This window comes from Vibrio sp. SCSIO 43133, assembly GCF_023716845.1.
Classification (GTDB): Bacteria; Pseudomonadota; Gammaproteobacteria; order Enterobacterales; family Vibrionaceae; genus Vibrio; species Vibrio mediterranei.
This window is the reverse complement of record NZ_CP068024.1, coordinates 1,476,504-1,489,557: the sequence shown is the minus strand read 5'-3', so window position 1 is coordinate 1,489,557 and position 13,054 is coordinate 1,476,504. Positions and strand designations below refer to the sequence as shown.

The following is a 13,054-nucleotide window of genomic DNA, read 5'->3' as shown; positions in this document are numbered from 1 at the left end:
TTTAGTCTGCTTTTGTACCAAATAGGCGTAAGCGACTAATACCACCATCAGGGAAGATGTTTAGTCTTACATGGGTAACTGGACCAATCTCGTTAACCTCAGCTACAAACTCATGAATATCGTGTGCGTTCAGTTTTTGAGAAGGAAGTAGCTCCTTCCAAAATAAACTCTGAGTGGCGACTTGATCATCTGTTCCACCTTTCACGTAAGCGGCTTGAATTGAGCAGCTATCTGGGTAGTTACCTTTGAAGTGCGCTGTATCAACAACAACACGACCAACATTACCCGCATGTCCAAGTGCCACAATCACCCAGTCGTTACCCGGTGTTCTGCGTCGAGCGGTCTCCCAACCATCACCCATGTTTTCACCACGACCAGGGCCAAGGATATTTGACTTGTTACCATAGTGCTCATCACTACAAGCCAACGCACGACCACCATTTTCTACGGCCGCCAAGTCAACTTGTTGCAACTCGTCGATAGCATTCCAATCTACACTAGGGCTTCCGTAGACACGAAGACGCGCTACACCACCGTCTGGATAGATGTTAAGACGAACATGGGTATATACTTTGTCGCTGTCAATTTCGTTTAGATGGTGCTTGTCACCTTCTAGACTTTGTGACGGTAGAATTTCTTCCCAGCCTTCCGCATGAGTGGGATCAGCATCTGGGCTATAAATGGCGTCAACAGACGCTGACGGAGGGAAGTTACCTGTGAAAAATGAGGTATCGATATCAAGGCCTGCAATCGTTCCCGCTAAACCGAGCTTAACCACACAGAAGTCATAACCTTCGCCACGTTTACGGCGGCTTTCCCAACCGTCCATCCATTTGCCATTGTCGTCATAAAGGTCGTCTTTCCACTCAGGTGCTTCTCGACGAAGTAAACGACTCTTGTCAGCAAAAAAGTCATCGGTAGCGTATAGCGCTTCTGCGCCTAGTTTGTCATCTGCAAGGTTGATGTATTGTTCAATATTCAAAGACATTTCCTGTCATCCAGTTCAATTAATCCAATTAATAATAAAATGAGTACCTGCTTGCTCGTCGCCATTATCGGCCTCTGCCGACGCGCTCATTGCTTAGATTTTCCAGCTTAGGCTTTCGAGCTTAGGTTAATAAAAGAGATAGTCGCCTTTCCTTTGACTTACATATCTCTCAAGCGAAATAACGCTATCTTGTTGATTTCGTTAAGCGCAGTAGCAAACTCAGTTTCACTATCATTGCCTAATCGCATCTCGAACGATTCAAGAATTTGGTAACGATTGGCCCCTTTAACCGCCATGATAAAGGGAAAGTTGAAGCGATTTTTGTAGCTGTTGTTGTAAGTAGTAAATTTGGCAAATTCCTCTTCGGAGCACTGGTCAATACCAGCACCAGCCTGCTCGGCTGTAGATGCCGCGGTAAGTTCTCCATTGACCGCTGCTCTACCGGCTAAATCTGGGTGAGCGTTGATCAAGTCGAGTTGTTTTTGCTCAGACGCATTAAGCAGCGTCATCGACATTTTCAAATGTAAACTTTCTATATGGTTGTCATCTGCATCCAGTCCAGCGTCAAAAACGGACTCAGCCACCCAAGGACTGTGCTCATAAATGTCAGCAAAGCTTGAGACAAACTCATCACGTACCATAGTTGTCGGTGTGCATGATTTGAATTGTGTCATTATTGAGCTCCTTGCTGTTCATCGGGTTGATATGGGTGGTGTTCATGCCAGTGTTTGGCAATATCGATGCGGCGACATAGCCACACATCTTCATGTTGACTGACGTAATCTAAAAAGCGTTTTAGCGAGGCGATACGTCCCGGACGTCCAATTAATCGGCAATGTAAGCCTACAGACATCATTTTTGGTGCAGTTTCACCTTCTTCATACAGAGTATCGAAGGTATCTTTTAGGTATTGGAAGAACTGCTCACCGGAGTTGAATCCTTGGGCGGTAGCAAATCTCATATCATTTACGTCAAGCGTGTACGGTATAACTAACTGAGGTCTCCCCGCCTCTGTGTGCCAGTAAGGAAGATCATCATCATAGGCATCAGAGTCGTAAAGGAATCCGCCTTCTTCTGCCACAATACGTCGTGTATTTGGACCGGTTCTTCCGGTATACCAACCAAGCGGACGTTCACCCGTCACCTGCTTAATAATTTCTATCGCCTTGATCATATGATCGCGCTCTTGCGATTCATCAGTATATTGGTAGTCGATCCAACGATAGCCGTGACTGCATATCTCATGCCCCGCTTCTTTCATTGCCACAGCGACTTCAGGATAGCGCTCAACCGCCATCGCAACCGCGAAAATGGTTAGTGGAATATCATACTGCTCGAACAACCTAAGCACACGCCATACACCTGCACGGCTTCCGTATTCGTAAATCGATTCCATACTGATGTGACGCTCACCTTTTATTGGCATAGCACCCGGAATTTCCGATAGGAATGATTCCGATTCATCATCTCCGTGCAGTAAGCAACGCTCACCGCCTTCTTCATAATTCAATACAAAGGAAACCGCGATTCGTGCGTTATTTGGCCACTTAGGGTGAGGGGGATTCGCTCCGTAGCCGATGAGATTGCGCGAATAATCCTTATTCATCCACAGACTCCTTCTTGGTTCTTTTCTGCACTCTCTTTGGAGTGCGCTTTCACTCTTTGGTTTACTTAATTGTATACAATAATTTATCTCAATGTAAAGATTTTGTTTATCAAATTACATTTTGGAAACATAATGCTATTTTTCAACAAGTTATAATTGAATGATTTTTAACCATCACTATTTTAGTGCATGTTCCGCCCATATTTAGCACTGTTTTGATGCAACATTTTCATAACATAAACCTTTACTAATGGCGTAAATTGTGTACATATTAATATCAATAGAATTAAACAGACCTGATTTTTGTATACAGAATTACAAGATGACATTAAAGGAGCGTGTGTAAGCACGAAGCAATTATGGGACGACTAACAACGCATGTACTAGACACCGCAAATGGTGTGCCTGGGTCAGAGATCCAAGTGGATCTTTTCCGTATTGAAGGTGAAGAAAGTCAGTTTATTAAGAGCGTAATGACGAACTTCGATGGCCGAACTGATTCTCCTATTCTTGAAGGCGATGATTTTGTCGCTGGAAAATATCAACTCATTTTTCATGTCGCTCCTTACTTTGAGCGTAAAGGTGTCGAGCTAGACCAAGTTCCTTTCCTTGACGATATCGTAATTCGCTTTGGATTGAATGATGAGGATGCGCATTATCATGTGCCTCTGCTCGCCTCCCCTTACAGTTTTTCAACCTACAGAGGCAGTTGATCGCTGTAGCAACCTTCTCCTAGCAAGTGCAAGACAACAACAGGCAGCCTTGCACTTCTAAGAGCTCGCTCTTTTGCGAAAGAGCAATAAGTAAATTGGAATGAACCTACTCTCTTTGGAGAATGGCACTAGTGCTGGAGTGACTCTGCAGCAAGGTGTCATGGGTACTGCTGTTTTCAATTTAAGGAAAAGCAACAAACTTTATACCCAATTTCTACATTAAGGGTATTGTGTAAAGGACTTACTCAAATGAATGAAAGCAAAGCAGAAGTGCTCAACGAATCGGCTGGAAATGGCGTGCTTGAACGCTTTTTCAAGATAAAGCAACACGGTTCGAGCGTTAAAAATGAGCTCGTCGGAGGTGTAACGACCTTTGCTACTATGGCGTACATTATTTTCGTCAACCCAAGCATTATGGCGGCCTCTGGAATGGATCAGGGAGCGGTCTTCGTCGCCACCTGTATTGGTGCAGCCATTGGCTGTTTACTCATGGGGCTGTTTGCTAACTGGCCCGTTGGACTCGCGCCCGGTATGGGTCTTAACGCTTTCTTCTCTTTCACTGTCGTCAGTGAAATGGGATACAGCTGGGAAGTGGCACTCGGAGCGGTATTTATCTCCGGTATTCTCTTTGTCGGTATGAGCTTCTATAAGATACGACAGTGGATCATTGAGAGTATTCCTGAAAGTTTACGTTACTCGATGACGGCAGGTGTCGGTCTCTTCTTGGGTCTTATCGGCCTGAAAACCGCAGGTATTGTTGTTGAAAACCCAGCAACGTTGGTCTCTCTAGGTGACTTCACTAAACCAGATGCGCTTTTGGCTGCTATTGCCTTCTTGATCATTGCGGTGCTCAGTGAGCGTCGCGTGTTCGGTGCGGTATTAATCGGTATTCTGAGCGTTACTATTGTTGGCATGATGTTGGGTCTTGTTCAATACAATGGCTTCTTCTCTGCACCACCAAGCATTGCCCCAACCTTTATGGCGATGGACATTTCAGGCGCACTTAACGTTTCTATGGTCAGTGTGATTCTTGCTTTCCTTTTTGTGAACATGTTCGACACAGCAGGTACGCTAATGGGTGTCGCTGAGCGAGCTCACCTAATCAACAAAGAAACAGGCAAAATTGAAGGGCTAAGCAAGGCACTTAAAGCCGATAGTATTTCTAGTGTTGCTGGTGCATGTGTGGGTTGTCCACCAGTGACCAGTTATGTAGAAAGTGCCGCAGGTGTAGCTGCAGGCGCTAGAACTGGTCTATCCGCGATTGTCGTTGCCGCTCTTTTCCTAGCAGCAATTTTCCTTTCTCCATTAGCCGGTATGATTCCTTCTTATGCTACAGCTGGCGCTCTTATTTATGTAGCGTTCGTCATGATGAGTAGTATGCAGCATGTTGATTGGAAAGACTTTACCAATGGTGCTCCAGCAGCCATAACAGCGCTAATGATGCCACTTACTTTCTCTATCGCTAATGGTATCGCTCTTGGTTTTATCACTTACACCGTTCTTAAAGTAGCAACGGGCAAAACCAAAGATGTCTCTATTTCAATGTACCTATTAAGCGCCATTTTCGTTGCCAAACTGGTATTCATTGGCTAACCCAAAATCAAGCGGTAATCGTGCCTTAACGGTTACCGCTTGTTTTTAACCCTGCCGTTTAGGTCAGCACAAAGGACGAGCAGGATTACTATCACTACGCAGTTTGTAGAAGTCACCATGTCACCACCAAGGAAGAGTCGATTCATCGCTCTCTAAAGGAATAAGTATGAAACTTCTGTACACCCTGAACCAAAAACCGCCTCACGGCATGACCTTTTTACTGGCCGTCCAACATATGCTGGCCTCTATTGGTGGTATCGTCGCTGTACCATTAATTGTTGGCGCTTCCATTGGCCTACCTAACGACGAAATTGTCTCCCTCATTAACGCCGCCTTACTGGCATCTGGTATCGTCACCATCGCACAATGTGTCGGTTTCGGCCCTATCGGAATTAAGCTACCAGTTGTTATGGGTTCAAGCTTTGCCTTTCTTGGTGTTGCCATCTCCATAGGTAAAGATTCTGGCGTATCCGGCATTATGGGTGCAGCGTTGGTTGGCTCGTTTGTCGTCATATTAGCTAGCTTCTATATGGACAAAGTTCGTAAGCTCTTCCCAACTGTTGTAAGTGGAGTCGTGGTCACCCTAATCGGGCTCACCATACTCCCCGTTGCCATGAACTGGGTCGGAGATGCCCCCGCCGTTAGCAGTGAATTTGCTACCTTGCCTAAGCTGTTTCTTGCCGCTGTGTCACTTGGTATTGTGATTGCGGTATCGGTTTATTGTAAAGGTGCGGTTGCGGCTTCAGCTATTGTTATCGGCCTTGCCGGTGGTTACATCGTAGCGCTGTCCATGGGAATGGTTGATCTCGACCAAATAAGCACCGCTGAATGGGTAGGTGGTCCAGAACCGTTTAAATATGGTCTTACGTTCTCAGCCAGCGCCATTGTTAGTATGAGTTTGGTTTATATAGTTGTCATCGCCGAAGCGACTGGTGACTTTATGGCACTCGCAAACAACTGTCACACCAAGATTGATGGTAAAGACCTTAAGCGCGGATTGCTTGGCGATGGTCTGGGCAGCACACTTGCGTCATGCTTAACAGCTATGCCACTGGCATCATTCAGTCAAAACGTAGGTATTGTTGGTATTACAGGTGTTGCAAGCCGTTACGTTGTTGCAGCAACGGGTGGATTGCTCATCTTGGGTGGTTTGTTCCCGAAACTGGCAGCGATTGCAGTAACGATTCCAAAACCGGTGCTAGGCGGTGTGGGTTTTGTCATGTTTGGCATGATAGCTTACGCGGGTATTCGCATGCTTATTAAAGCGGCTGATACTAAACGTAATGCCCTTGTCATCTGCGTTGGCTTAGCATCAGGACTGGCAGTCACGTTTGAACCACGCTTACTTCAGCATTTCCCTCATGAACTTTCAAACTTCCTTCACTCAGGGATTACAACTGGTACGATCGTCACCGTACTTTTGCATCAGTTCTTGCCAAAATCAAGCAAGCGCGAAGAGCAAGAAGCACACGAAGAAAGCCGTGCTATGGTTAAGCAAGAGATTCATGAACTTCAGCAACAAGAAGAAAACCAAGAAATATCACAGACAGAGCTGTCTGCAAAAGGTAATAATTAAGAACAGCTAACAATCAGTGGCTATAACTGTCGTGCTCTAAGACATGGCTTAATCAATGACATAGAGCACCTTACATCAACTAAAAACAAAAAAAGACCCTCTTCCCTGAAAAGGCTGAGATGGCTAAGGATTACTATGAATGGAAACCGTATGGATTAAGAATCCACTTGCTATTTACACTGGCACTACAGAAGACGCTGGCGGCGGTATCGTTGTACAAGGCAGTCGAATTGTCGAGCTAGTAGCAAGCAACCAAGAACCCACCACAACCATAACGGCGGTTATCGACGCATCACAACATGTCGTCACTCCAGGGCTAGTGAATGCCCACCATCATTTTTATCAAACGCTAACTAGAGCTTACCCCGATGCGCTCAACAAAGAGCTGTTTCATTGGCTAAAAAGCTTGTATCCAGTATGGGCAAATCTCGACGAAGAGATGATGAGTGTCGCTACAGAATTGGCACTTGTTGAGCTATTACTCTCTGGCTGTACGACAGCCTCGGATCACCACTATTTAATCCCGACTGGTCTTGAACATGCGATAGATTTGCAAGTTGAAGCGGCGCAAAAGCTCGGAATAAGAGCCATATTTACTCGCGGTTCGATGAGTTTAGGGGAAGATGATGGCGGACTACCACCGCGTCACACAATACAAACTGAACAGACCATCGTTGATGACAGCTTGCGCTTGATCAATAGTTATCATCAACGTGAAGATGGAGCGATGACTCAAATCGCGCTCGCACCTTGTTCGCCATTTTCTGTGACCACTGATTTAATGAAAGAAACGGCACGAATCGCCAAAAATGAATCGGTGATGACACATACGCATCTCTGCGAAACATTGGACGAAGAAGATTTCTGTCTTGAGAAGTTTGGTATGCGTCCGGTAGATTACCTTGAGGACGTAGGTTGGCTTAATGAGCGCACTTGGTTAGCCCACGGTATCCATTTTAACAGTGAAGAGATTCGCAGACTTGGTAAAGCAGAGGTAGGAATAAGTCACTGCCCTACTTCTAATATGATGTTAGCGTCCGGTATCTGTAAAAATAACGAGCTTGAGAAAGCTGGCGTGAAAGTAGGCTTGGGTGTAGATGGTTCAGCCTCCAACGACGGTTCAAACCTAATAGCTGAGGTTCGTATGGCGATGTATTTGCAACGCCTTCGCTATGGCTCTAACAACGTAACACACTTTGACGCGCTTCGCTGGGCAACATCAGGATCAGCGCGCGCCATGGGTCGCACAGATATAGGCGAACTCTCCGTCGGCAAACAAGCAGATATTGCCATGTTTAAGCTCGATGACATTCGCTTCTCTGGCAGCCACGATCCACTCGCTGCTCTACTATTGTGCGGAGCTCAACAGGCAGACCGTGTGATGGTGGCTGGTCAATGGCGAGTTCACGATGGTGCTGTTATGGGCGTGGATATGCCACAGCTCATTGAGCGACATAAAGCCGCCGCACTTCGCTTAAGACAAGCAGCATTAAGTATGTAGCTTATTCATTGAGTTATCACGATAGCAAAGGGTCTCACTATTAGTGAGACCCTTTTTATTCACATCAATAACTTCTAACGAGATGTGATGCGTTAAATTTCTTGCATCAACTGAATATAGTTACCGCAGGTATCATCAAGTACTGCAATCATCACAGTGCCTGTTTCTCTTGGCGCAATGGAGAACTCAACACCAAGGGCAGACATTCTTTCGTATTCCGCAGCAATATCGTCAACAACAAACGACGTCCAAGGAATACCTGCCTCTTTAAGAGATTGTTGATACAACTTGGCAGGTTCAAATGCCATGGGTTCAAGTAGTAGTTCAACACCCGATTGTTCCTGTGGAGATACTACGGTTAACCATTTGTGCTCACCTACAGGTACTTCCGTCTTCTTCACAAAGCCCAACATGTTGGTGTAGAAGTCTAATGCTTTGTCCTGATCGTTGACAGGAACACTCGTTAAAGCAATTTTAATCATTCATATTTACCTTAGATGTAATGGAATAACTAAAAGATAGCCAAGAAGTCATAGGAAAACTTATTCTAGATTGCTTTTATTGCGCTTTTGAAACTCCCTTGGTGAATAACCCGTACACTTTTTAAACACCGAGGAAAACGTCGCTACGCTTTCGTACCCCACTTCAAAGCAGGTATAGGTAATCTGGTGCCCCTCTCGCAACAGTGCTTTCGCTTTGGCAATGCGCATATCCCTGAGATAGCTTCGGGGTGTGGCACCATAAAGCTTTTTAAAAATGCGCACATAGTGAAAGCGCGACATCAACGCCGCTTTAGCTAAGTCGTTCAACTCAATATTCTCTGAGTGAAATTTTTCCATGAAGGCTTTGGATTGGCGAATGAGTAAATACTGCTTGGCCTTTATGGGAGATTCACTGTAGAGACGGTCAATCTCTTGTTCATAGAATGTTTTGTTAGAAGGTGCCACTTGGACTCTGTCCCTTTCCAAAATACTCATCAAAGTCTAACACACGACTTGGCCTTAATTGCTAGGCATACAAATCTCAATCGGTATGATTTATGAGTACGAGCAAGTGTGTATAATCGTCGGCAGACTCTTGCTGTCAGCATGAGAAAGACAGCGAACTAAAATGGATGGAAGATGAAATTACAAACTATCGATAAGCAGTTATACCGATCTCGTTTAAACATCGTCATAATCGCTTGTATCGCGACCTTAGCAATTTCAAGTTTAGCGATTTCACAAGCCCTGATTTACCTCTTTCCTTCTCCTTCTGGCTCTCACTTTCACTGGAACCTTCTAGGCGTAATAATTAGCGCTATTGGGCTTGTTATTTTTCTTCTAAAACTCAAAGCCCAACCCAAGATGAAAGAGGTCGTTTATGTTTGGGAACTGAAACAAGCACTGAACCTCATTTATCGCAAAAATCGCAAGCTGCTAGCTGCGGCCGAACAAGGCAACGTTGATGCGATGTTAGCGCTGCAGTTCAGCTACGAAGGGTCGCGCCAACTTTGGCAACTTGATGACAACACCATCACCATAAGTAGCTTAAACACTGCACAGGAAAATCTTGACGAGTGGATACAAAAGTACGGCGTAACAATTAATGTCAGCGACTATGACTCAGCAATATTGAAGCGATTCTAATATTCACCTAGCTACATACAAATATCACCATCAATTAAACATCGCCTTTAAATAATATATTTAATAGGCGATATTTTCTAAAGAAACACTCTGTTTCAATCACAAACAAATCCTCAGACTTTTATTAATAATCCCATAAACCAATGCTAACCAACTAACACACCGGTCACTTTGAAATATAATCTAACCAATTAATACATAATGACCAATATATTAAATAAGTCATTGATTTATATACAACATAATTGATTTTACTTTGAATTAACCTTCAGGTAACATCTGTTTTTATTTATCTACTTCATAGGCAATTTGAAAGTAAACTCAACCCAGTACCCACAAAGAAACTATGGGATATATTGGTTTCAATATTAAAAGTTCCGTTAATTAGTTTCTAGCTGTGTGACTGTTTGTATCAATAGATTTCTGGCACATTGATATAACGAACTTATATAACTATATTCACAAACCATAATAACTATATAAATATTTGTGCACTGGTTAATAACCTTTGTTGAAGTCAAAGTCGTTATAATACTCAAGGAAATCTCATGATTGAAATCCATTGGTCGGTCGCGCTCGCAATGAGCTTTTGCAGCTTTCTAGGCATACTAAGAGTGTATGGAAGGCGTGTTGATCGATTTATGAAGCGTGTTTCTGCTCAGATGTTAAAAATTCTCAATGGCTCTATGAAAGCCTCTAACTACGCTCAACAGCGAACAGAAACAGAGTTGTATCAAATTGGTAGTCAGGAACGTAAATACGAATTTGGTGACTATATTCGCCAGCAAACCACCCGAAATAAAGACCTTTAGCATATCTATTAGACACAGCTGCTTCTATTCCGCTCTATATCGATGGAGCAGCTGTACGTCACCTCTACCTTGTAAAAGTGCACTTATACCCGACTCTTAACACCACAACCTTGTATAACTAACTTGGTGAGAAACGTCGCCGCTTGTTCATAATCTGCGTCGTCTAATTCGGGTTTATCCAATACACTGCAAATCTGCCAATTAAAATCAGCGTAGGTCTGAGTCGCAGACCAAATCGCAAACATAAGATGATGCGGTGGTACTTCATCCATAAAGCCTTGTTTCGACCAAGTAGCAAACTTGGAAATGATCATCTGCGATTGTTCAAACAGCTTGTCTCGAATGGATTCTGGCAACACCTTTGCCCCGGACATTACTTCACTAGCGAACACACGAGAAGCATGAGGATAATCACGGGAAATCGTCAGTTTGGTACGAATGTATTGAGTCAACGCTTCGACGGGATCATCTAACTGTTCGATAGGTAATGACGCAGCAAGCAATGGCTGAGTGACGGTTTCGAGCACGGCATAGTAAAGTTTGTCTTTGGAGCTAAAGTAGTAAAAGACGTTAGGCTTGGGAATATCTGCCGCTTTTGCTATATCGGCCATCTTGGTGGCAGCGTAACCATGCATAGCAAACTGTTCACTGGCAACCTCGATAATAAGGTCTTGGTTCTTTCGTCTGATTCGCGACATACTCTTCCCTGCTCTCATGTGCTACTTAGTTAATCTTAATGAAAACAAAGAATAAGTCCAAAACTTATGGGGAATACTGAGAGGTAAAAAATCCCAAAACCGATACAAACAGCGCCTGTTAATGTTGAAGTTAGAAGCCCTTTAACTCCAATAACTGCCTGCACGATTTCGGGAACGCGTATAAAAGGAGACAAAACTACGCGATTTATGCGGAAATCATGGCCCTAAGTAATCATTATTCGTTACGGATTGAATGATTAGAGCGAGCCTCTATTGCTTTAATTAGTGCAGAGTGGTCCCAGTTTTCACCACCTAAGTCGGCACACTCACCAAACAGTGCTTGCGCGTTTTCAGTGTTGGGTAACGCGACTTCAAGTTCTTGAGCTCCAGTTAGCGCAAGGTTTAGATCTTTTTGGTGAAGCGCAATCTTAAAGCCAGGGTCAAATGTGCCTTCTACCATACGCTCGCCATGCACTTCTAAAATCTTAGAACTTGCAAAGCCTCCCAATAGCGCCTGTCTCACACGTGCTGGATCCGCACCGGCTTTCGATGCAAAAACAAGGGCTTCCGACACTGCCTCAATATTAAGTGCAACAATGATTTGGTTAGCGACTTTACATGTTTGGCCTGCGCCACTATCACCAACAAGCGTGATGTTTTTGCCTAGTTTCTCAAACAGTGGGCGAGCTTGATCAAATGCTTCTTGGTCGCCGCCTACCATAATGCTCAGTGTTGCATTAACAGCACCCACTTCACCACCTGACACCGGAGCATCTAGATACTGTGCACCACTTTCTTTAATGCGTTTAGCAAATGACTTAGTCGCGATTGGCGAAATTGAACTCATATCAATCACTAACTTTTGAGACGTGCTTGCCGCTAACCCCTCTTCCACTCCGCTTGCTCCGAACAATACGTCTTCAACTTGTGGTGTATTTGGCACCATTAGAATGATAACGTCAGCGAGCTCAGTCGCTTCTTTCGGTGAGTGACATACTGTTGCGCCGCGAGTAACCAGTTCAGCCGGTGGAGCATTGAAGTGATCCGACAATACCAATTCGTAACCTGCCGCTTGCAGGTTTTTAGCCATTGGCTGACCCATAATTCCGGTACCGATGAATGCAATTTTCATGATGTGTTCTCCTTAACGTATCGAATTATTGAAAAGCGTTTAACCAAGAAAGACCTTCTTCAGTGGTCGTCTTCGGCTTGTATTCACAGCCCACCCAACCTTGGTAGCCCATTGCGTCAAGTTCTCTCAATACAAAGTCATAATTGATTTCTCCGGTACCTGGCTCATGACGCCCCGGGTTGTCAGCCAATTGAATGTGAGAAATTTGCGATAAGTTATTGGTGATGGTCGGAATTAAGTCGCCTTCCATAATTTGCATGTGATATATGTCGTATTGAACCGATAGGTTCGCACTACCGACTTCTTCAATAATGGATTTCGCTTGTTCTGTGGTGTTCAAGAAGAAGCCTGGAATATCACGTGTATTAATCGCTTCAATCACCAACTTGATGCCTGCCGCTTCCAGTTGCTGAGCAGCATAACGAAGGTTGATTACGAACGTCGTTCTCGCGTCTTGCTCAGTCACACTTGCCGGAACAATGCCTGCCAAGCAGTTGATTTGCTTACAGCCCAAAGTCTGGGCGTAGCTTATCGCTTGGCTCACCCCTTGTTGGAACTCTTCGATGCGACTTGGGTCGACCGCAATACCACGATCTCCCGCATTCCAGTCACCAGCAGGAAGGTTAAACAAAACCTGCTCTAGATTATTGTCATCCAACACCGACTTAATAGTTTCTGCTGTGAAATCGTAAGGAAACAGATACTCTACTCCGTGAAACCCTGCATTAGCCGCTTTTTCAAATCGACTCAGAAAGTCAACTTCATTAAACAGCATCGATAGGTTAGCTGCGAATTTTGGCATAATTT

At 44.4% G+C, this 13,054-nt stretch carries 14 protein-coding genes; 6 read left to right on the top strand and 8 right to left on the bottom strand.

Annotation, left to right across the window (positions count from 1 at the left end; genetic code table 11):
• Position 1: 1 nt before the first annotated feature.
• From alc to puuE, 3 genes are all read right to left on the bottom strand, one after another.
• Entirely contained in the window at positions 2–988 is a 987-nt protein-coding gene (gene alc, locus JKJ11_RS07180) for an allantoicase (RefSeq protein WP_062460123.1), read from the bottom strand.
• A 158-nt stretch (positions 989–1,146) separates the two neighbouring features.
• Positions 1,147–1,662, bottom strand: a complete 516-nt coding sequence (uraD, locus tag JKJ11_RS07175) for a 2-oxo-4-hydroxy-4-carboxy-5-ureidoimidazoline decarboxylase (RefSeq protein WP_006070608.1) — start codon at positions 1,660–1,662, stop codon at positions 1,147–1,149.
• On the bottom strand, positions 1,662–2,594 hold the full coding sequence (gene puuE, locus JKJ11_RS07170; protein WP_088877161.1) for an allantoinase PuuE: 933 nt from the start codon (positions 2,592–2,594) through the stop codon (positions 1,662–1,664). The genes uraD and puuE overlap by 1 nt, the downstream gene beginning before the upstream one ends.
• Before the next feature lie 359 nt (positions 2,595–2,953).
• Between puuE and uraH the strand changes: the two genes are divergently transcribed.
• The 4 genes from uraH to JKJ11_RS07150 all read left to right on the top strand — a co-directional run bounded on the left by uraH (position 2,954) and on the right by JKJ11_RS07150 (position 7,977).
• Entirely contained in the window at positions 2,954–3,307 is a 354-nt protein-coding gene (gene uraH / locus JKJ11_RS07165; RefSeq protein WP_006070606.1) for a hydroxyisourate hydrolase, read from the top strand.
• Between the two features lie 249 nt (positions 3,308–3,556).
• Positions 3,557–4,900, top strand: a complete 1,344-nt coding sequence (locus JKJ11_RS07160) for an NCS2 family permease (protein ID WP_006070605.1) — start codon at positions 3,557–3,559, stop codon at positions 4,898–4,900.
• A gap of 166 nt (positions 4,901–5,066) precedes the next feature.
• Positions 5,067–6,476, top strand: coding sequence for a nucleobase:cation symporter-2 family protein (locus tag JKJ11_RS07155; RefSeq protein WP_107306696.1), 1,410 nt, complete (start codon positions 5,067–5,069; stop codon positions 6,474–6,476).
• Positions 6,477–6,615: 139 nt separating this feature from the next.
• Positions 6,616–7,977 (top strand): 8-oxoguanine deaminase, encoded by a 1,362-nt coding sequence (locus tag JKJ11_RS07150; protein ID WP_252038973.1) that lies wholly within the window; start codon positions 6,616–6,618, stop codon positions 7,975–7,977.
• Between the two features lie 92 nt (positions 7,978–8,069).
• Here JKJ11_RS07150 and JKJ11_RS07145 read toward each other — a convergent pair whose 3' ends face one another.
• Together JKJ11_RS07145 and JKJ11_RS07140 are read right to left on the bottom strand one after the other, a co-directional pair.
• Positions 8,070–8,459, bottom strand: coding sequence for a VOC family protein (locus JKJ11_RS07145; protein ID WP_031494100.1), 390 nt, complete (start codon positions 8,457–8,459; stop codon positions 8,070–8,072).
• A gap of 60 nt (positions 8,460–8,519) precedes the next feature.
• Positions 8,520–8,954 (bottom strand): helix-turn-helix transcriptional regulator, encoded by a 435-nt coding sequence (locus tag JKJ11_RS07140; protein WP_353505904.1) that lies wholly within the window; start codon positions 8,952–8,954, stop codon positions 8,520–8,522.
• A 144-nt stretch (positions 8,955–9,098) separates the two neighbouring features.
• Here JKJ11_RS07140 and JKJ11_RS07135 point away from each other — a divergent pair, with 144 nt between their 5' ends.
• Together JKJ11_RS07135 and JKJ11_RS07130 are read left to right on the top strand one after the other, a co-directional pair.
• The gene (locus tag JKJ11_RS07135; RefSeq protein ID WP_124941033.1) at positions 9,099–9,605 is read left to right on the top strand and encodes a DUF3087 domain-containing protein; all 507 of its coding nucleotides are present in this window, start codon (positions 9,099–9,101) and stop codon (positions 9,603–9,605) included.
• A gap of 548 nt (positions 9,606–10,153) precedes the next feature.
• Positions 10,154–10,417 (top strand): hypothetical protein, encoded by a 264-nt coding sequence (locus tag JKJ11_RS07130; RefSeq protein WP_038228374.1) that lies wholly within the window; start codon positions 10,154–10,156, stop codon positions 10,415–10,417.
• Positions 10,418–10,500: 83 nt separating this feature from the next.
• Here the strand turns inward: JKJ11_RS07130 and JKJ11_RS07125 are convergent, their stop codons facing one another.
• From JKJ11_RS07125 to hyi, 3 genes are all read right to left on the bottom strand, one after another.
• Entirely contained in the window at positions 10,501–11,115 is a 615-nt protein-coding gene (locus JKJ11_RS07125; RefSeq protein WP_038228372.1) for a TetR/AcrR family transcriptional regulator, read from the bottom strand.
• A gap of 235 nt (positions 11,116–11,350) precedes the next feature.
• A complete protein-coding gene (locus JKJ11_RS07120; protein ID WP_200874587.1) occupies positions 11,351–12,250 on the bottom strand; it encodes a 2-hydroxy-3-oxopropionate reductase in 900 nt (299 codons plus the stop codon).
• 22 nt (positions 12,251–12,272) lie between these two features.
• Positions 12,273–13,049 carry a hydroxypyruvate isomerase gene (gene hyi / locus JKJ11_RS07115; RefSeq protein WP_038228368.1) on the bottom strand — a complete coding sequence of 259 codons (777 nt, stop codon included), beginning with the start codon at positions 13,047–13,049 and terminating at the stop codon, positions 12,273–12,275.
• Positions 13,050–13,054 lie beyond the last annotated feature (5 nt).

Excerpts from the sequence above, each read along its gene's own strand:
- alc (WP_062460123.1), bottom strand. The coding sequence starts at position 988 with ATGTCTTTGAATATTGAACAATACATCAACCTTGCAGATGACAAACTA.
- JKJ11_RS07145 (WP_031494100.1), bottom strand. The coding sequence starts at position 8,459 with ATGATTAAAATTGCTTTAACGAGTGTTCCTGTCAACGATCAGGACAAA.
- puuE (WP_088877161.1), bottom strand. The coding sequence starts at position 2,594 with ATGAATAAGGATTATTCGCGCAATCTCATCGGCTACGGAGCGAATCCC.
- JKJ11_RS07150 (WP_252038973.1), top strand. The coding sequence starts at position 6,616 with ATGGAAACCGTATGGATTAAGAATCCACTTGCTATTTACACTGGCACT.
- uraD (WP_006070608.1), bottom strand. The coding sequence starts at position 1,662 with ATGACACAATTCAAATCATGCACACCGACAACTATGGTACGTGATGAG.
- JKJ11_RS07135 (WP_124941033.1), top strand. The coding sequence starts at position 9,099 with ATGAAATTACAAACTATCGATAAGCAGTTATACCGATCTCGTTTAAAC.
- hyi (WP_038228368.1), bottom strand. The coding sequence starts at position 13,049 with ATGCCAAAATTCGCAGCTAACCTATCGATGCTGTTTAATGAAGTTGAC.
- JKJ11_RS07140 (WP_353505904.1), bottom strand. The coding sequence starts at position 8,954 with ATGAGTATTTTGGAAAGGGACAGAGTCCAAGTGGCACCTTCTAACAAA.
- JKJ11_RS07130 (WP_038228374.1), top strand. The coding sequence starts at position 10,154 with ATGATTGAAATCCATTGGTCGGTCGCGCTCGCAATGAGCTTTTGCAGC.
- JKJ11_RS07160 (WP_006070605.1), top strand. The coding sequence starts at position 3,557 with ATGAATGAAAGCAAAGCAGAAGTGCTCAACGAATCGGCTGGAAATGGC.
- JKJ11_RS07155 (WP_107306696.1), top strand. The coding sequence starts at position 5,067 with ATGAAACTTCTGTACACCCTGAACCAAAAACCGCCTCACGGCATGACC.
- uraH (WP_006070606.1), top strand. The coding sequence starts at position 2,954 with ATGGGACGACTAACAACGCATGTACTAGACACCGCAAATGGTGTGCCT.
- JKJ11_RS07125 (WP_038228372.1), bottom strand. The coding sequence starts at position 11,115 with ATGTCGCGAATCAGACGAAAGAACCAAGACCTTATTATCGAGGTTGCC.